This is a genomic window from Streptomyces sp. NPDC101152 (assembly GCF_044768275.1).
GTDB lineage: Bacteria > Actinomycetota > Actinomycetes > Streptomycetales > Streptomycetaceae > Streptomyces.
In genome coordinates this window covers 109789-126896 of sequence record NZ_JBIWPO010000011.1, presented here as the reverse complement: position 1 = coordinate 126896, position 17108 = coordinate 109789, and the positions used below count along the sequence as shown (strand labels likewise).

Sequence of the window (17108 nt, the reverse complement as noted above, 5' to 3'; positions counted from 1 at the left end):
CGCGACTGCACTGTCCCTGGTGGCGGCAGGACGTGATCCCCACCACCGGGACAGCGCACGGAGCCGGTCGGCTGCGGTGGGGTTCCTGTCGCGCGCCCTCGCCGTCGGCGCAGGAGACACCGAGCCCGGTGGCTCCCGCGTTGCCTGGTCTTCCGTCATCATCCACGATCCCGTAGGTGCCGCACCGAGCGGCACGGGGACCGGGCCGTGGCCCGCGATACCGCGGGCCACACAGTCTCGCACGGTGACCCTGGCATCCCGTGGTGAGGGGTGGGCGACCGGCCCGGGCGGGTGCCGCGACTTCCCGCCCCGTACCCGGAACGCTCGTCGTACCTGTGGCGTGCCCCCGTCAGCGGTGCGCCTTCGCCCGGTCCAGCGCGGCCACGATGCCGATGACGATCACCTTCCCCTGCCCGCGGAAGGCGGAGCCGGTCCGCCCCGGTTATTGCCGGGACTTTCTGTTCACCACCCGGTCATGCCATGTACCTTTCAAGCGTTCAACGCGTGTAGAAGTCTGAACTCCCCATCTACGCGCGCAGATCAGCGCCCGCACCGCCTCTACCCCATCCCCTCACGGAGGTTCGACGGATGCTCGGATCCAGAAGATCCCGCCACCGGCTGACCACGGCCCTGGCCGGACTAGGACTGCTCGTCACCGGAGCGGCTTTCCAGGTCGCCGGCCCTGCCACGCCCGCACGCGCGGCCACCACGCACCGCGTCCTGTTCGACGACGGCCACGCCGAGGAGGCCGGCAACGCCGACTGGATCATCTCGACCGGCAAGCCCGACCCGCTCGGCGAGAACCCCTCCCCGTCCGTCGAGACCGACTGGACGGGCGCGCTGTCGTCGTGGGGCGTCGCCCTGCAGAAGACCGGCAACTACAGCCTGAAGACCGCCACCAGCGCCCTCACCTACGGCGGAACGTCCGCGACCGACCTGTCGAACTTCGACACCCTGGTCCTGCCGGAGCCGAACACGCTGTTCACGTCCGCCGAGAAGACGGCGATCATGACCTTCGTGAAGAACGGCGGCGGTCTGTTCATGATCTCCGACCACACCGGAGCCGACCGCAACAACGACGGCTACGACGCCGTGCAGATCCTCAACGACCTGATGTCCAACAACAGCGTCGACTCCTCGGACCCGTTCGGCTTCTCGATCGACTCGCTGAACATCGCCTCGGGCTACCCGGCCGCCATCAACGACAGCACCGACCCGGTCCTGCACGGCTCCTTCGGCACCGTCACCAAGAGCCTCATCGCCAACGGCACCACCGCCACCCTCAAGCCCGCCGACAACTCCTCCGTCAAGGGCCTGGTCTACCGGTCCGGTTACTCGGGCAACACCGGCGCGTTCTTCCTCACCAGCACCTTCGGCAGCGGCCGCGTCGCCTTCTGGGGCGACAGCTCCCCGATCGACGACGGCACCGGCCAGCCCGGCAACACCCTCTACGACGGCTGGAACGACTCCGGCGCCACCAACGCCGCCCTCGCCCTGAACGCCACCGCCTGGCTGGCCGGAGCGGGCTCGAGCAGCGGAGGCGGAAGCGGCGGCGGAGGCGGCGGTGGCTCCAGCTCGTGCACCGCCGCCCAGTTGCTCGGCAACAACGGCTTCGAGTCCGGCAACACCACGTGGAGCGCCTCCAGCGGTGTGATCACCAACTCCAGCGGTGAGTCGGCCCGTTCGGGCTCGTACTACGCCTGGCTGGACGGCTATGGCAAGGCCACCACCGACACGCTCTCCCAGACCGTGACCATCCCGTCGGCCTGCACCTCCGCCGCGCTCAGCTTCTATCTGCACGTCGACACGGCGGAGACCAGCACCAGCACGGCGTACGACACGCTCAAGGTGCAGGTGCTCAACAGCTCGGGGACCGTCCTGGGCACCCTGGCGACCTACTCCAACCTGAACGCCGCCGACGGCTACACCCAGCGCAGCTTCAACCTCGCGAGCTACGCCGGTCAGACCGTGACCCTCAAGTTCACCGGGACCGAGGGCGCCACCCTGCAGACGTCGTTCGTGATCGACGACACCGCGCTCAACGTCAGCTGAACCGTCCGTGGGGCCCGGCCGGCGCCGGGCCCCACGGGCTCGTCAGGACACCGCCGACCGGCGCTCGAACACCACGTCCCGCGCCGTGCCGAGCGCCGTGGCCACCGCGCCCAGCAGCACCGCGTCCTCGCCGAGCCGGCTGGGGGCGATCCTGGGCCGCAGCGGTGTGAGCGCCCGCAGGTGCTCCCGTACGGGCTTGAGCAGCAGGTCCACGCTGTGGCCCACCCCGCCGCCGAGCACCACGAGATCCGGGTCGAGCACGGCGGCGGCGGCCGCCACGGTGTGCGCGATCCGCTCGCCCTCGAGCCGTACGGCCCTGACCGCGGCGTCGTCCCCGCGCCGGGCCGCGTCGAACACGGCCTTCGCGGTGAGCTGCCCACTCATCCCGAACCGCCGCGCCGCCTCCACCACGGCCACCCCCGACACCGCGTCCTCCAGCCGCTCCGGCTTCTGCTGCCCCGGCCACGGCAGGAACCCGATCTCACCGGCCAGCCCGTGTGCCCCCGTGAAGAGCCGCCCGTCGCTGACCACGCCCATGCCGAGACCGGTACCGATCAGGATGTACGCGAACAGCCTGCTGCCCGCGCCCACGCCGTAGGTGTACTCACCCAATGCGGCCAGGTTGGCGTCGTTGTGCACCTCCAGCGGTACGCCCAGCTCCTCCCGCATCCGGTCGAAGAGTCCCGCGCGCCCCCAGCCGGGCAGGTGCATCGCGTAGCGCACCCGGCGCTGCTTCTCGTCGTAGACCCCGGGTGTGCCCACGACGGCGTGCACCACCCCGCCCGGCGCCACACCCGAACCTGCGACCACCTGGCGGGCCGTCGCCACCACCAGGTCGGTCATCGCCCGCGAGCTGCGGGCCCGGTTGCGCGCCTCGGAGCGGGCGACCACGGAGCCGTCCAGGTCGGCGACCGCGACCCGCAGCCAACTGCGGCCGACGTCGATGCCGAGGACGTAGCCCGCCGCCGGATCGGGGGCGTACAGGACCGCGACGCGGCCGCGCTCCGGCGCCCGGGTACCCACCTCGTGCACGAGGCCCGCCGCTTCGAGGGAGGCGAGGGCGCTGGACACGGTCGGCTTGGACAGTCCCGTCTCCCGGGCGAGCTGGGCACGGGAGGCCGCTCCACCGGTCCGCAGCCGGTCCAGGAGCAGGCGCTCGTTGGCACTGCGCAGCCGCCGGCGGTTCCAGGGCTGTTCCTGCTGGTCTACGGCGTCACTGGCGGGCATCGCACCATTCTCACCGATGAGTCGGTCCCCTTGACGCATCAAGTAAGGCTCCTTAACTTTATCGGCCAGACAGCCTCGCCGGGCCGGCCTTCGGGACAGACCGGCGCCCGGTCCTTCGGGAGTCCCCATGTCCGGTAGTCCGCCGCCCGAGGGTGGCTTCGTCCGTCGCGTAGGCCTGTTCCAGGCCACCGCCATCAACATGAGCCAGATGTGCGGCATCGGTCCGTTCGTCACGATCCCGCTGATGGTCGCCGCCTTCGGTGGACCGCAGGCGGTGATCGGCTTCATCGCCGGCGCGGTCCTCGCGCTCGCCGACGGCCTGGTGTGGGCCGAGCTCGGCGCCGCGATGCCCGGCTCCGGCGGTAGCTACGTCTATCTGCGCCAGGCCTTCCAGTACCGCACCGGCCGGCTGATGCCGTTCCTGTTCGTGTGGACGGCCATGCTCTTCATCCCGCTGATCATGTCCACCGGTGTGGTCGGCTTCGTCCAGTACCTCGGCTACCTGGCCCCTGACCTGACGAAGACCCAGGGCGACCTCATCGGCCTCGGCGTCATCGCCCTCGTGGTCGTCCTGCTGTGGCGGGGCATCGAGAACATCGCCCGGATCACCGCCGTGATGTGGGCCGTCATGATCGCCTCGGTGGTGCTGGTCATCCTGGCCGCCGCGACCGACTTCAGCGCGCACCTCGCCTTCACCTACCCGGCCCACGCCTTCGACCTGGGCAGCAACCACTTCTGGATCGGCTTCGCGGCCGGCCTGACCATCGGCATCTACGACTACCTGGGCTACAACACCACGGCCTACATGGGCGCCGAGATCAAGGATCCCGGCCGCATCCTGCCCCGCTCGATCATCTACGCCATCGTCGGCATCATGGCGATCTACCTGCTGCTGCAGATCGGCACTCTGGGCGTGATCGACTGGCACCGGATGACCGACGCCAAGGACATCGCCTCCACGTCGGTGGCCTCGGCGGTGCTGGAGAAGACCTGGGGCAAGGGCGCCGCCGACACTGTCACCGTCCTGATCCTGATCACGGCCTTCGCCTCCGTCTTCACCGGCCTGCTCGGCGGTTCGCGCGTCCCGTACGACGCGGCCCGCGAGCGGGTCTTCTTCCGTCCCTACGCCAAGCTGCACCCCCGGCACCGCTTCCCGATGCTGGGCCTGGCCACCATGGGCGTGATCACGGCGATCGGCTTCCTGATCGGCCGCCACACCGACCTCGCGACCCTGATCCAGCTCCTGACCACGGTGATGGTGATCGTCCAGGCGCTGGCGCAGATCATCGCGCTGACGGTGCTCCGCGGGCGCCAGCCCGCACTGAACCGGCCGTACCGCATGTGGCTGTACCCGGTGCCGAGCATCGTCGCCTTCGTCGGCTGGTGCGTGATCTACGGGTACGCCGACAAGAACTCGCCGGGCCGCCACCCCATCGAGTGGTCGCTGGCCTGGCTGGCCCTCGGTTGCCTCGCGTACGTGCTGTGGGCGCGTTTCGAGAAGGTGTGGCCGTTCGGTCCGAAGGAGATCTCCGGGGAGTACCTCGCTCCCCGGGACGCGGAGCCTGCGGACGCCTGAAAAGGAGCGCTGCCCGTACCGGTCCTGCGCTAGAGTCTCGTCATTCGTGAAGCCTCCCCGGCGGACCAACGTCCGCCGGGGAGGCTTTTGCCGTGCCCGAGAACCGATCGCTTTCCGCGGGAGATCCCTCATGCCCGATGTGTTCCTCCGCCCCGCCACCCCTGAGGACCGCCCCACGGTCGAGCGGTTATGGCTGATGTTCCGTCACGACCTGTCGGGATTCATGGGCGTCCTGCCCAACCCCGACGGGACGTTCCGCAGTGAACGGGTCGACGCCGCTTTCACCGAGGAGGGCTGGGCACCCTATCTGCTTCTCCGTGCCGAACGGCCCGTGGGGTTCGCGTTCGTCCGTGGACTGAACGGGCCCACACGTGTGTTGAACAGCTTCTTCGTGGTGCGCGGCGCTCGCCGCGCGGGCATCGGGACACGGGCGGTCCGCGAGGTCGTGGAGCGCCACCCCGGGCAGTGGGAGATCGCCTTCCAGTACGACAACGAGCCCGCCGTCCGCTTCTGGCGCCACGTCGCCGCCGAACTCGCCCCGGGCGCCTGGACGGAGGAGCCCCGCCCGGTCCCGGACCGCCCCGACCTGCCGCCGGACGTGTGGATCTCCTTCCACCGCGGTCCTCGCACCACGGGAGTATGAACCCGCCGCCCCGGCCGGCACCCAGAGGGAGTGCTCAGTCGCGGTCGCGGCCCCGCCGGAAGCGGGCGAGGCCCGCGGAGAGCTCGACGATGGGGTCCGGGTAATCCTCGGTCGCGGCGCGGTCGGGACCTTTGAGTTTCCACGGCTGGTGCACCGAGGGGCCTTCGACAGCGGCGAGTTCGGGGACCCAGCGGCGGACGTACACCCCGTCGGGGTCGTAACGGCTGGCCTGGGTGACGGGGTTGAGGACCCGGTTCGGGCGGCTGTCGGTACCGGTGCCCGCCATCCATTGCCAGTTGAGCTGGTTGCTGGCCACGTCACCGTCGACCAGGAGCTCGAGGAAGTACCGGGCGCCCACCCGCCAGTCGACGTAGAGCGTCTTGGTCAGGAAGCTCGCGGCCAGCAGACGTCCCCGGTTGTGAATCCAGCCCTCGTGACGCAGCTGGCGCATCGCCGCGTCGATCACCGGGTAGCCCGTGCGGCCCTCCTTCCAGGCCCGGACGTCCTCGTGCGCGGTGCGCTCGGTGCGCCAGCGGTCCCGTTTGGTGCGGTAGTCGGCGGTGGCGGCGGCGGGCCGGGCGGCAAGCACCTGCCGGTGGAAGTCCCGCCAGGCGAGCTGTCGCAGGAACGCCTCGGCACCGGGGCCGCCCGCCCCGCGCGCCCGATGGACGAGTTCGACGGGGGAGAGGGTGCCGAAGTGCAGATGCGGTGAGAGACGCGACGTGCCGTCGCCCGCCAGGTCGTCGTGCCGGTCCTCGTACGAGGTGATCCCGGTGCGCAGCCAGCGGGCCAGACGCTCGCGGCCCGCCGTCTCCCCGCCCTCGGCGAGGCCCTCCGAGACGCCCTGGAGGCCCGTGCGCGCGGGAAGCTGCTCGGAGCCGACGCCGTCCAGGACCCGGATCTCGCGCGGAGCGGCCGGCGCCGCTCGCAGGCGCACACCCGACCACTGCCGGTAGTACGGGGTGAAGACGGCGAAGTGGTCCGAGGCGGCCGGGGTCACCGCACCGGGGGCCACGGCGGTGGTCACCGTGTCGTGGACGTGCAGCCGTCGCCCCTCCGCCTCCAGGGCCCGGCGCAGCCGCTGCTCGCGCAGCTGCGCGTAGGCGCTGACGTCCCCGGCCATGTGCACCTCGCGGGCGTCCGTCTCGGTGGCCACCTTGCACACCTCCTCGACGACGTCGCCGGAGCGCACGATCAGCCGGCCGCCGCGCTCGCGCAGCCCGCTGTCGAGGTCCCGCAGGCAGTCGGCCAGGAAAGCGAGCCGGTTGGGCGCGGCGAACCCGGCGGAGGCGACGCCCGTGTCCCGGACGAAGAGGGGGATGACCTCGCCGGCCTTGAGCGCGGCGCGCAGGGGCGGGTGGTCGTGCAGGCGAAGATCGGCGGTGAACAGGACGATCGAGACGTTCATGGCGGTGCTCCCGGGGCGGTTGTACGGCTGCCGGCGAGATGCCTCCGACGCGGCGGACACAGAGCGTGCACCAGGTAGTGGGCCACGGTGACACCGCGCATCGCGGCGGCGATGAAGCCGGCGTCCGTGACGTCGCCCCGCACCACCTCCACCCGGCTGGCCCGGGGGTGGTCGCGACGCTCGGGCACCAGGCTGCCGCCGATGTACCCCGTCGCCCCCGTGACCAGGCAGCTGAAACCCGGCCCGTACTCGTCAGCGTTCATCGGCTCCCGTCCCTTCGCGGAGGCGTCCGACCCGAGATCGGTTTCCAGTGTCCCCGTCGCGGTGGATGCGGTGCCTCCGCAGCCCCCGCGCTCACCCCCTCGACAGGTGCCACCGTTTCCGATGGACATGTCCGCGCCGATACGGGGCACGCGAACAGTGCGCAGCCGTTGTCGGAAGTCGAGGTCGAAACTGGAGGTGCTGCCGCTATGGGCGCGAAGGTGTTGGAGCGGTTTCCTGCGGGTGCTCCGCGCGGGTCGTGGCCGGCGGAGGAGTACGCGGCGAGGCGCCGCGCCGAGGGCGAACCGGCGACGGTCGTGATGGACCTGAAGTCAGACGCGTTCCTCGTGGTGATCCCGTCCGGCGACGAGGACTGACCGGTACTCCTGCGGCTCCGGTCACCCGCTGGGGGTGAGGTTCGCGGGTGTCGGGACGGTCGATTCTGCCTGGGTAGGGCCGACCGGGGCATGACGCCTCCCGCCGGAAGGAGTGCCCATGACCACCGGCAGCGACACCCACTGGGCGGTGGACCGGCTGCGGGCGCTCCCCGGGGTAAGAACGCTGTCGGGCTACCAGCGTCCGTGGCTGGCCAAGGACATGGTGGCCGGGGCCGCCCTGACGACGCTGCTGGTGCCCCAGGGCATGGCGTACGCCGAACTCGCCGGTCTGCCGCCCATCACCGGTCTGTACACGACCATCCTGTGCCTGCTCGGCTACGCGGTGTGCGGCCCGTCCCGGATCCTGGTACTGGGACCCGACTCCTCACTCGGGCCGATGATCGCCGCCGCTGTCCTGCCCCTCCTCGCGGCGGGCGGCGATCCGGACCGGGCCGTCGCCCTGGCGTCGATGCTCGCCGTCATGGTGGCCGGCATCATGATCCTCGCCTCCACGGCGAAGCTCGGTTTCATCGCCGACCTGATCTCCAAACCGACGATGATCGGCTACATGAACGGTCTGGCCCTGACCATCCTCATCGGCCAGCTGCCGAAACTCCTGGGCTTCAAGGTCGAGGCGGACAACCTCATCGGGGAGTGCGCCGGCCTCGTCCGCAAGATCGCCGACGGGGCGACGGTGCCGGCGGCGGCCGCCGTGGGAATCTGCGGACTCGCCCTGATCCTGGTACTGCAGCGGTTCCTCCCGAAGGTCCCGGCCGTCCTCGTGATGGTCGCGCTGTCGATCCTCGCGGCCTCGGTGTTCCATCTCGGCGAGCACGGCGTCGGACTTGTGGGCCCGTTGCCGGAGGGCTTCCCGCCGTTCACGGTTCCCCACGTGCGGATCGACGACCTCGCGCCGTTGTTCGCCGGTGCGCTGGGCATCGCCGTGGTGTCGCTGGCGGACACCATCTCCAACTCCTCGGCGTTCGCCGCCCGCACCGGTCAGGAGGTACGCGGCAACCAGGAGATGGCGGCGGTGGGGGTCGCGAACCTCGCCGCGGGGCTCTTCCAGGGGTTTCCCGTCAGCGCGAGCGGCTCCCGCACGGCGGTCGCGGAGCGCGCGGGGGCCAGGAGCCAGGTCACCGGGGTCGTCGGAGCGGTCCTGATCGTGCTCATGCTGGTCCTGGTACCGGGTCTCTTCCGTAACCTCCCCCAACCCGCCCTCGCCGCCGTGGTCATCGCCGCGTCGCTCTCCCTGGCCGACCTTGCCGGGACCGTACGGCTGTGGCGGCAGCGGCACACGGAGTTCCTGCTGTCGATCTCGGCCTTCCTCGGTGTCGCCCTGCTCGGCGTGCTGCCGGGGATCGCGATCGCCGTCACGCTCTCCGTCCTCAACGTCTTCCGGCGTGCCTGGTGGCCGTACGAGACCGTGCTGGGCAGGGTCCCGGGCCTGGAGGGCTACCACGACGTCCGGTCGTATCCCGAGGCCGAGCGGCTGCCCGGTCTGGTGATCTACCGGTTCGACGCGCCGCTCTTCTTCGCCAACGCCAAGACCTTCCGCGACGAGGTGCGCCGGCTGAGCGCGGCCAGCCCGCAGCCGCGCTGGATCGTGGTCGCGGCGGAACCCATGACCGACGTCGACACCACCGCCGCCGACGTACTCAACGATCTCGACGTGGCGCTCAACGCCCGGCACGTCCACCTGGTCTTCGCCGAGCTCAAGGACCCGGTGCGGCGGAAGATCGAGCGCTACGGACTCACCCGCACCATTGATCCGGGCCACTTCTATCCCACCGTGGAGACCGCCGTGGCCGCCTTCCGCCGGCACACCGGAGCCGAGTGGGCTGCCGGGAGCTCCACCCAAGCACTCGGTGAGAGGTGAGCGCGATGAGCGTTCCCGACAGCCCGAACCCCCGTGAGCCGTCGTCCGACGGCCCCCTCGTGCATGCCACCCGGCTGGCGCTGGGCCTGACCGACCTGGCCGTACGCACCGCCGCGACCGCCGGAAGCACCCGGGCCCGCGAACGGCACCCGACCGCCGCGGCCGCATCCGACGCGGCCCTCGGCCTCGCCCTGGAAGCCCAGCACCGCTTCTCCGCGGTCCTGATGGGTGCCGCCGGGCGTACCGCGCCCCGCACCAGGGCGGCCGTGCGCGGTCTCGTGCCGGGCGGCGCCACCGACGCCGTCGTCCGCAGGCTGGCCCAGTGGAGTGCGCGCGGCGCGGCGGAACGCCTGCGGGCGCGCGACGAGGCGTTGTCGCGCGCCCGGACGCTCGTACGGACGCTGGCGGCGGCCGTCCTGGACGAGATCGACCTCGACGCCGTGGCCGACCGGCTCGACGTCGACCGCGTCGCCTCCCGGCTCGACATCGACGCGGTCCTCGCCCGCGTCGACCTCGTGACCTACACCGAACTGGTCCTGGAGGAACTCGACATCGGACGGGTGGTCCGGGACACCGGCGGGAGCATCACGGCGGAGACGCTGGACGCGTTCCGGGAACAGAACGCGCGCGCCGACCGGCTCGTGCAACGCGTCGCGGACCGGCTCCTGCGCAGAGCGGCAACGGATTCCACGGACCGGCCCACCGCCGGGCCCGTTCGCCCGGTGGAGGGGCTGTGACACCGTCGACGCGCACGCGTGGCCTGCCGGTCGCCCAGGGGCTGCCGGCCGGGGTCGTGTCGCGCACGGTGGCCGCCGTGGTGGACGCCCTCGTCCTGCTCGCGATCCTGCTCTGCCTGCAGTTCGGCTGGGCCGCGGCACGCCTTCTGGTGACGGGACCTCCGTTCTCGTCCCCCGACCCCGATCCTGTTCTCACCTCCGTCCTCGGTTGCGTGCTGCTCGTCGCCTATCTGGCCGGCAGTTGGTCCCTCGGCGGGCGTACCGTCGGGGACCAGATGATGGGCCTGCGGGTGACCGGCCGTTCGGGGCGACGGCTGTCCCCGGGCACGGCCGTGGTGCGCGCCGTGCTGTGCGCGCTCGTGCCCCTGGGGCTGCTGTGGATTCCGCTCAGCCGACGCGGTGCGTCGTTGCAGGACCTCGTCCTCGGCAGCACCGTCGTCCACGACTGGTACGGCAGGACCGGCAGCCGTCTCGGCGGCAACCCCCGTCGACGAGCCGGCCACAGCGCAGGAGGGCTTCCTGGTGGCCCGAGGACAGGCCCCTGACCCGACTTCCCGTACCGTCTCGGCTCTCGGCCCGGGTGGACGCCGACCGGCGAACCCACCTGGGCCGAGCCGGCTCAGGTCGCGGGCACGCCCCACCGGCGGTGCGGGGCGAGGCGGCCCAGCCCGAGCCTTGCCAAGCGCGGCCAGTCCACCGGACCGCCGGACGCCCCTGTGCCGGGGCGATGGCGGGGCACGACGACCCGCAACGCCGCGGGCGCGGACCGGCACACCACCGGTGCCGGCAGCATGACGTACTCTCCGTCGATGCCGACCGCCACGGCGTCCGAGTCCGCTTCGACCACGACTTGCTCGGCACTCAGCCGTATGACCGACCCCGACCGCGGACCGCGCACCAGACGGGCCGCCTGAGCGGTGTTGCCGACGCGGACCCCCAGCACACCGAGCCGCCCGGAGTCCAGCCGTTCCCGGCGCCCCGGATGGGTCGAGTCGACGGCGCGCCGGTACGGGTTGTTGCTGACGAGCAGTGCCTGGAGGCCCCCGGCCCCGGAGCGCCCGGCCCGCATGCGCAGGGCGGGCGCGTCTTTGCCGGTGAGGAGCTCCGGCAGGGTCTGCAGAGCGGTACGGGCTTTCGCGTCCCGGTAGGCCGGGTCGGCCACCACGGACGCGTAGGTCCCGAAGGACGCGTTGTTGACGAACACCCGGTCCGCGGCGAACCCGAGGTCGACGCGGAGCTCCTCACCGTCGGTGAGGGCCTCCAGGCTCGCCGCGGGATCCTCCCGGTCCAGGCCGAGATCGAGAGCGAAGTGGTTGCGGGTTCCGGCGGGGATCACGGCGAACGGCACGTCGTGATCCGCGGCCACCTCGGCCACCAGCGCCTGGGTGCCGTCGCCGCCGGCCACGGCCAGCAGATCGGCTCCCTCGGCCACGGCCGCGCGCGCGAGGTCCACGACGTCCTGCCCGGCGTCGAGCAGCACCACCCGGGCGCCCGCGGCCCGGGCCTTGTCGGCGAGATGGAACCGGTCCACCTTGCCTCCGCCCGACCGCGGGTTCATCAGGATCCAGGGACGGCGCGGGGCCTCGACGGCCTTCGGCGGCCGGGTCCCGTGCGAGGGGGCGAGCGCGCTGTGCGCCGACGCGACGGCCAACGCCCACAGCGCCAGCGACAGACAGGCCGGCCCGAGCATGCCGGACGACGCGAACAGAGCGAGCACGGTCAGCGGCGCGGCCACCGACAGCACCACCCCGACGGCGCGCAGCACACCGGTGTGGGCCAGCGTCCACCACACCCCGACCGCGGCGAGCGCCAGACCGGCCAGGCCGACCAGCACCCACAGCACACTGCGCAGACCGGCGACCACCAGCGGCACGAGCACGCTCCCCAGCAGGGCGAGCAAGGCGACCCGTGCCCTCACGACGCTGCCGGAGGGCGCTCCCGCCGCAGGCTTCGCGCTCGTGCGCGAGCCGCGGTGGCGCCCCATGTCCCCTCCTCTCCGCGGCGCGGACGGGCCCTTGTCCGTCACGGCCCGTAGAAGTCCTCGCGCCCGACGCACAGGGCCCAGATGATGAACCCGGACGCGGCGATCACCACGACCGACCACACCGGGTAGTACGGCAGGGAGAGGAAGTTGGCGATGATGACGAGTCCCGCGATGCCCACGCCGGCGACGCGTGCCCACGTGGACATCCGGAACAGTCCCATGCCGACGATCACGGCGACCACGCCCAGGGCGAGGTGGACCCAGCCCCAGCCGGTGAGGTCGAACTGGAAGACGTAGTTGCGGGTGTTGACGAAGACGTCGTCCTGGGCGATGGCCATGATCCCCCGGAAGATGGCGAGGAGTCCGGTGATCGTCAGCATGACGGCGGCGAAGGCCGTCAGGCCGGCGGCCCAGTGTTGCTTCGTCGAGGGCGCGTGGGCGGTGTGGGTGGCGGTCATCCTGAGTACCTCGTTCCACTGAGCACCAGGTTCTTCACCCTGGCGCACTCCTGGTCGGTGATGTCGCCGCGGGCGCGGATCTGCGGCAGCCTGGCCCGGGGGCCTGCCTCTGCGTTTCTCAGCGTGTCCAAGGCAAGGACGGGCGGCCTCACCCGGCGCGGGTGAGAAGGAGGCCTCGGGTCGCCGTCCAGGCCCGCGCCGCGCATGGGCCCGACCTGCGCAGAGCCGCTCGCCGGGCGAGGGCGGGCACGAGTTCCGCCAGGCCCAGCAGGACGAGCCACACGCCCGGCAGCCGGGCCGGCGTGCGGGCCGACTCGGTCGGCGGGGCGAGGACCACGACCCTCTCGAGGATGCCGATCTGTCCGCCTGCCCGGCACGGCCCCGCCGTTCCGGCGACCCGGTGGCCATCGCCGCGCACCTCGGGGGAGTGACCGCTTCGACCCGGGGATCGCCGAGTTCGCCCGGTCCTCCGGCCGGATCAGCACGACGGACCGGTGAGCCCACGTCGCTTTCGCGGGCGTCTGCCGCATCTCCAGGACGCGCGGGCCCAGGGACTCGCTTGGTGCGCGGTATCTCCCCGCCCTCGCCGAGCATTCCATTTTCCTTGCACCTGCGCCTGGCACAGTCGATCCGATGACCTCATGACAGGGTCGAACGGCCCGCCGAAATACCGTGGGCCCCACGGCGTCGGCGTTCGGGTAACGCCACGGGCCCTGGTCCGCGATGCGAGATCGGCCGGGCTTTCCTTGACGCTTCTCGCCACCGGCTGCGACCATCGACGCCATGAAGATGCGACTGGACCTCACGCGGCGACGCCATGTCGACCTCGCGCGCGTCTCCAGCGCCTCCTGTTGCCCCGCGGCCTGATCAACTCTCCGAGATCCGCCGCCCTTTCCCCGTTTCCACGCCTGAAATCACGGTGCCTCGCACCGCGCCTCGAGTTTCTCCGAGCCCCAAGTGAATTCGGCGTGCCAAAAAACATTCGGCAACAGGAGTTCCGCATGCCCGCGCCCGTGAAATTCGCCTACTGGGTCCCCAACGTCAGCGGGGGACTGGTCACCAGCAAGATCGAGCAGCGCACCGACTGGGGGTACGAGTACAACCGCGAACTCGCCGTCCTCGCCGAGAACAACGGCTTCGAGTACGCGCTCAGCCAGGTCCGCTACATGGCCAGCTACGGCGCCGAGTTCCAGCACGAGTCGACCAGCTTCAGCCTCGCCCTGCTCCTCGCGACCCAGCGCCTGAAGGTCATCGCAGCCGTCCACCCCGGGCTGTGGCACCCCGGCGTCCTCGCCAAACTCGGCGCCACCGCCGACCACCTCTCGGGCGGCCGCTTCGCCGTCAACGTCGTGTCGGGCTGGTTCAAGGGCGAGTTCACCGCGCTCGGTGAGCCCTGGCTGGAGCACGACGAGCGCTACCGCCGCTCCGAGGAGTTCATCACCGCCCTGCGCCGCATCTGGACCGAGGACCACGCCGAACTCGCCGGTGACTTCTACCGGTTGCGCGACTTCTCGCTCAAGCCCAAGCCCCTCAACACCCCCGAGCGCCCGCACCCGGAGATCTTCCAGGGCGGCAACTCCGCCGCCGCCCGCGCGATGGCCGGCCGGGTCTCCGACTGGTACTTCTCCAACGGCAAGGACTTCGACGGCGTCATCGAACAGATCGAGGACGTTCGCAAGTCCGCCGCCGAAGTCGGCCGCACGGCACCGAAGTTCGGCCTCAACGGCTTCCTCATCGCCCGGGACACCGAGGCCGAGGCCCGCGAGACGCTCCGCGAGATCGTCGCCAAGGCCGACACTGAGGCCGTCGAGGGCTTCGGCGCGGCGGTGAAGCAGGCGGGCCAGTCCACCGCCGACAAGAAGGGCATGTGGCAGGACTCCGGCTTCGAGGACCTGGTCCAGTACAACGACGGCTTCCGCACCGGGCTCATCGGCACTCCGGAGCAGATCGCCGAACGCATCGTCGCGTACCGCAGGCTGGGCGTCGACCTCCTGCTGCTCGGCTTCCTGCACTACCACGAGGAGGTCGAGTACTTCGGCAGGCGTGTGCTGCCGCTCGTGCGTGAACTGGAGGCTCAACTCCCCGACGTGGAGCGCGAGTCCGTCCCCGTCCACGCCTGATCCCTCCCCCCACCCCAAAAGAGGTCACGAGCATGAGCACCGTCACGCCCACCGACTGGACCACCCGCCCCGCCCCGCACACCGCCCAGGACTGGATCGCCCGCGCCGCCGAGGTCGCCGCCGTCCTCGCCACCGACGCCGCCGAACGCGACCGCGCCGGTGCCACCCCGTACGCCGAGGTCCAGCTCAGCTGTGGGCGGTCGAGGCCCTCGCCGACGCCGTCGCCTCCGAGGGCCAGAAACTGCACGACGACCCGGACGCCGTCACCCCCGAGGCGCGCGGCGCCTTCGAGGTCCGGGTCGCCATCGTCAAGGCCCGCGCCACCGACGTGGCCCTGGAGATCACCAGCCGTGTCTTCGAGGTGACCGGCGCCCGCTCCACCGCGACCTCCGAGGGCCTGGACCGCTTCTGGCGCAACGTGCGCACCCACACCCTGCACGACCCGGTCGCCTACAAGCGGCGGGAGGTCGGCCGCTGGGTCCTGGAGGGCGACCTGCCCGAACCCACCTGGTACTCCTGACCGCTTCCCCAGGGGCGCCCGTGACGCGCGGGCGCCCCGCCTCCTCGCAAGAGGACGCACCCCGCATCCCTGAAAGAGGACCCATGGCCACCGTCCTGTCCGTCTCCGGCAGCCCCTCCGCCTCCTCCCGCACCAACCGCCTGTTGCGTCACCTGGACCAGCGGCTGACCGTCCAGGGGCACGAGGTGATCCCGCTCGACGTGCGCACGGTCCCGGCCGAGGCGCTGCTCGGCGCGGACTTCCGGCACCCCGCCGTCGTCGAGGCGACCGAGCTGTTCGAGCGGGCCGACGGCGTCGTCGTCGGCACCCCCGTCTACAAGGCGTCCTACTCCGGGGTCCTCAAGGCGCTGCTCGACCTGCTCCCGCAGTACGCGCTGGCCGGAAAGACCGTGCTGCCGCTGGCCACCGGCGGCTCCACCGCCCACGTCCTGGCCATCGACTACGCGCTCCGGCCGGTCCTGTCCTCCATGGGAGCCGCCCACATCGTGCAGGGCTGGTTCACCCTCGACAAGGACATCACCGTGCACGAGGACGGCTCCCTGACGGTCGCACCCCCCGCCACCGCGGCGCTCGCCCAGGTGGTCGACCAGTTCTCGGCGGCCCTGGGCAGCCCGCGCCTGCTCGCCGCGGCGAGCTGAGCCCCATGTCCGCCCACGTCATCACCGACGACACCGAGGCCCTCGCCGTCGCGGCGGCCCTGGCCGAGGAGTTCCGCGCCGGGGCTTCCGCCCGGGACACCGAACGCAGGCTGCCACGCGAGGAGTTGGGCCGGCTGTCCGCCTCCGGGCTGCTCGCCGTGACCGTCCCCGCCGAGCACGGCGGCGCGGACGTCACCGCGACGACCCTCGCGGAGGTCTTCCGGCTGCTCGCCTCGGCCGACGGCAGCCTCGCCCAGATCCCGCAGAGCCACTTCGCGTACGTCAACGTGATCCGCCGTCAGGGCAGCGAGGAGCAACGGAAGTTCTTCTTCGCCGAACTGCTCGCCGGCCGCCGCTTCGGCAACGCACAGTCGGAGGCGGGCACCCGCCACGTCCAGGACATCCGCACCCGCCTGGAACCGCGGCCGGACGGCTCCTACCTGCTCACCGGCGTCAAGCACTACTCCACCGGCGCCCTCTTCGCCGACTGGATCCCCGTCCTCGCCCGGGCCGAGGACGACGACCTGCACGTCGCCTACGTCCCGCGCGACGCCCCCGGCCTGACCGTCGTCGACGACTGGGACGGCATGGGCCAGCGCACGACCGCCAGCGGCACCGTCCGCCTGGAGGGCGTCGCGGTGCCCGCCGACCGGGTCCTGCCGCACCACCTCACTTTCCAGGGACCCCAACTCCATGGCGCCGTAGCCCAGTTGCTGCACGCGGCCATCGACACCGGGATCGCCTCGGGAGCGCTCGCCGAAGCCGCCGCGTTCGTACGGACGAAGAGCCGCCCGTGGTTCGAGAGCGGCGTCGAGACGGCGGCCGAGGACCCGCTGCTCATCCAGCGTTTCGGCGAACTCGCCCTCCAGGTACGGGCGTCGGAGGCGCTGCTCCGCGAGGCGGCGAGGGCGGTCGACACGGCCCGCGGCGACCTGACCGACGACACGGCGGCCGAGGCGTCCGTGGCGGTCGCCGTGGCGAAGGTGCAGGCCGCACAGACGGCGGTCGAGGTGGCCGGTGCCCTGTTCGAGGTGTCCGGGACCCGCTCCGCGCTCAACTCCCTCAATCTGCACCGGCACTGGCGAGATGCCCGCACCCACACCCTCCACGACCCCACCCGCTGGAAGATCCAGCACATCGGCCGTTACGTGCTCAACGGCACCCGGCCACCCCGCCACGGCCTGCTCTGAAGGACGTCGCATGACGTGTCCGACGGCCCGAACCCCCG

The 17108-nt window shown here is 71.7% G+C and carries 16 protein-coding genes and 2 pseudogenes; 12 read left to right on the top strand and 6 right to left on the bottom strand.

Annotated elements, in window-relative coordinates; translation table 11 throughout:
• The first annotated feature begins 588 nt into the window (after window positions 1-588).
• Complete coding sequence (locus ACIRVK_RS17560) at window positions 589-2052, top strand: hydrolase (RefSeq protein ID WP_404247847.1); 1464 nt, start codon at window positions 589-591, stop codon at window positions 2050-2052.
• 42 nt (window positions 2053-2094) lie between these two features.
• Here the strand turns inward: ACIRVK_RS17560 and ACIRVK_RS17555 are convergent, their stop codons facing one another.
• Window positions 2095-3279 carry an ROK family protein gene (locus tag ACIRVK_RS17555; RefSeq protein ID WP_404247845.1) on the bottom strand — a complete coding sequence of 395 codons (1185 nt, stop codon included), beginning with the start codon at window positions 3277-3279 and terminating at the stop codon, window positions 2095-2097.
• 127 nt (window positions 3280-3406) lie between these two features.
• Between ACIRVK_RS17555 and ACIRVK_RS17550 the strand changes: the two genes are divergently transcribed.
• Together ACIRVK_RS17550 and ACIRVK_RS17545 are read left to right on the top strand one after the other, a co-directional pair.
• On the top strand, window positions 3407-4855 hold the full coding sequence (locus ACIRVK_RS17550) for an APC family permease (RefSeq protein ID WP_404247843.1): 1449 nt from the start codon (window positions 3407-3409) through the stop codon (window positions 4853-4855).
• A 130-nt stretch (window positions 4856-4985) separates the two neighbouring features.
• Window positions 4986-5498, top strand: a complete 513-nt coding sequence (locus ACIRVK_RS17545; RefSeq protein WP_404247841.1) for a GNAT family N-acetyltransferase — start codon at window positions 4986-4988, stop codon at window positions 5496-5498.
• A 34-nt stretch (window positions 5499-5532) separates the two neighbouring features.
• Here the strand turns inward: ACIRVK_RS17545 and ACIRVK_RS17540 are convergent, their stop codons facing one another.
• Together ACIRVK_RS17540 and ACIRVK_RS17535 are read right to left on the bottom strand one after the other, a co-directional pair.
• Entirely contained in the window at window positions 5533-6906 is a 1374-nt protein-coding gene (locus ACIRVK_RS17540) for a cryptochrome/photolyase family protein (RefSeq protein WP_404247839.1), read from the bottom strand.
• Window positions 6907-6965: 59 nt separating this feature from the next.
• Window positions 6966-7169, bottom strand: a pseudogene (locus ACIRVK_RS17535) (DUF2867 domain-containing protein); the annotation flags it as partial.
• Window positions 7170-7376: 207 nt separating this feature from the next.
• On the opposite strand from ACIRVK_RS17535, the gene ACIRVK_RS17530 reads away from it, so the two are divergent.
• The 4 genes from ACIRVK_RS17530 to ACIRVK_RS17515 all read left to right on the top strand — a co-directional run bounded on the left by ACIRVK_RS17530 (window position 7377) and on the right by ACIRVK_RS17515 (window position 10705).
• Entirely contained in the window at window positions 7377-7544 is a 168-nt protein-coding gene (locus tag ACIRVK_RS17530; protein ID WP_165955108.1) for a hypothetical protein, read from the top strand.
• 118 nt (window positions 7545-7662) lie between these two features.
• Entirely contained in the window at window positions 7663-9423 is a 1761-nt protein-coding gene (locus ACIRVK_RS17525; protein WP_404247837.1) for a SulP family inorganic anion transporter, read from the top strand.
• A 5-nt stretch (window positions 9424-9428) separates the two neighbouring features.
• Window positions 9429-10160 carry a hypothetical protein gene (locus ACIRVK_RS17520; RefSeq protein WP_404247835.1) on the top strand — a complete coding sequence of 244 codons (732 nt, stop codon included), beginning with the start codon at window positions 9429-9431 and terminating at the stop codon, window positions 10158-10160.
• Complete coding sequence (locus tag ACIRVK_RS17515; protein ID WP_404247833.1) at window positions 10157-10705, top strand: RDD family protein; 549 nt, start codon at window positions 10157-10159, stop codon at window positions 10703-10705. Before ACIRVK_RS17520 ends, ACIRVK_RS17515 begins: the two co-directional genes overlap by 4 nt.
• A 74-nt stretch (window positions 10706-10779) precedes the next feature.
• Here the strand turns inward: ACIRVK_RS17515 and ACIRVK_RS17510 are convergent, their stop codons facing one another.
• From ACIRVK_RS17510 to ACIRVK_RS17500, 3 genes are all read right to left on the bottom strand, one after another.
• On the bottom strand, window positions 10780-12144 hold the full coding sequence (locus ACIRVK_RS17510; protein ID WP_404247831.1) for a diacylglycerol/lipid kinase family protein: 1365 nt from the start codon (window positions 12142-12144) through the stop codon (window positions 10780-10782).
• 38 nt (window positions 12145-12182) lie between these two features.
• The gene (locus ACIRVK_RS17505) at window positions 12183-12602 is read right to left on the bottom strand and encodes a hypothetical protein (protein WP_404247829.1); all 420 of its coding nucleotides are present in this window, start codon (window positions 12600-12602) and stop codon (window positions 12183-12185) included.
• 148 nt (window positions 12603-12750) lie between these two features.
• Window positions 12751-13020, bottom strand: a complete 270-nt coding sequence (locus ACIRVK_RS17500) for a hypothetical protein (RefSeq protein WP_404247827.1) — start codon at window positions 13018-13020, stop codon at window positions 12751-12753.
• A 365-nt stretch (window positions 13021-13385) separates the two neighbouring features.
• Here ACIRVK_RS17500 and ACIRVK_RS17495 point away from each other — a divergent pair, with 365 nt between their 5' ends.
• The 5 genes and pseudogenes from ACIRVK_RS17495 to ACIRVK_RS17475 all read left to right on the top strand — a co-directional run bounded on the left by ACIRVK_RS17495 (window position 13386) and on the right by ACIRVK_RS17475 (window position 17070).
• A complete protein-coding gene (locus ACIRVK_RS17495; protein ID WP_356352894.1) occupies window positions 13386-13469 on the top strand; it encodes a putative leader peptide in 84 nt (27 codons plus the stop codon).
• A 134-nt stretch (window positions 13470-13603) separates the two neighbouring features.
• Window positions 13604-14722 (top strand): dimethylsulfone monooxygenase SfnG, encoded by a 1119-nt coding sequence (sfnG, locus tag ACIRVK_RS17490; RefSeq protein WP_404247825.1) that lies wholly within the window; start codon window positions 13604-13606, stop codon window positions 14720-14722.
• Window positions 14723-14906: 184 nt separating this feature from the next.
• Window positions 14907-15242, top strand: a pseudogene (locus tag ACIRVK_RS17485) (acyl-CoA dehydrogenase family protein); the annotation flags it as partial.
• Window positions 15243-15325: 83 nt separating this feature from the next.
• Complete coding sequence (gene ssuE, locus ACIRVK_RS17480) at window positions 15326-15880, top strand: NADPH-dependent FMN reductase (RefSeq protein WP_404247823.1); 555 nt, start codon at window positions 15326-15328, stop codon at window positions 15878-15880.
• Between the two features lie 5 nt (window positions 15881-15885).
• Entirely contained in the window at window positions 15886-17070 is a 1185-nt protein-coding gene (locus tag ACIRVK_RS17475; RefSeq protein WP_404247821.1) for an SfnB family sulfur acquisition oxidoreductase, read from the top strand.
• Window positions 17071-17108 lie beyond the last annotated feature (38 nt).

Coding starts and splice junctions, on each gene's coding strand:
- ACIRVK_RS17510 (WP_404247831.1), bottom strand. CDS start 12,144: ATGGGGCGCCACCGCGGCTCGCGCACGAGCGCGAAGCCTGCGGCGGGA.
- ACIRVK_RS17530 (WP_165955108.1), top strand. CDS start 7,377: ATGGGCGCGAAGGTGTTGGAGCGGTTTCCTGCGGGTGCTCCGCGCGGG.
- ssuE (WP_404247823.1), top strand. CDS start 15,326: ATGGCCACCGTCCTGTCCGTCTCCGGCAGCCCCTCCGCCTCCTCCCGC.
- sfnG (WP_404247825.1), top strand. CDS start 13,604: ATGCCCGCGCCCGTGAAATTCGCCTACTGGGTCCCCAACGTCAGCGGG.
- ACIRVK_RS17540 (WP_404247839.1), bottom strand. CDS start 6,906: ATGAACGTCTCGATCGTCCTGTTCACCGCCGATCTTCGCCTGCACGAC.
- ACIRVK_RS17505 (WP_404247829.1), bottom strand. CDS start 12,602: ATGACCGCCACCCACACCGCCCACGCGCCCTCGACGAAGCAACACTGG.
- ACIRVK_RS17475 (WP_404247821.1), top strand. CDS start 15,886: ATGTCCGCCCACGTCATCACCGACGACACCGAGGCCCTCGCCGTCGCG.
- ACIRVK_RS17525 (WP_404247837.1), top strand. CDS start 7,663: ATGACCACCGGCAGCGACACCCACTGGGCGGTGGACCGGCTGCGGGCG.
- ACIRVK_RS17555 (WP_404247845.1), bottom strand. CDS start 3,279: ATGCCCGCCAGTGACGCCGTAGACCAGCAGGAACAGCCCTGGAACCGC.
- ACIRVK_RS17495 (WP_356352894.1), top strand. CDS start 13,386: ATGAAGATGCGACTGGACCTCACGCGGCGACGCCATGTCGACCTCGCG.
- ACIRVK_RS17520 (WP_404247835.1), top strand. CDS start 9,429: ATGAGCGTTCCCGACAGCCCGAACCCCCGTGAGCCGTCGTCCGACGGC.
- ACIRVK_RS17545 (WP_404247841.1), top strand. CDS start 4,986: ATGCCCGATGTGTTCCTCCGCCCCGCCACCCCTGAGGACCGCCCCACG.
- ACIRVK_RS17550 (WP_404247843.1), top strand. CDS start 3,407: ATGTCCGGTAGTCCGCCGCCCGAGGGTGGCTTCGTCCGTCGCGTAGGC.
- ACIRVK_RS17560 (WP_404247847.1), top strand. CDS start 589: ATGCTCGGATCCAGAAGATCCCGCCACCGGCTGACCACGGCCCTGGCC.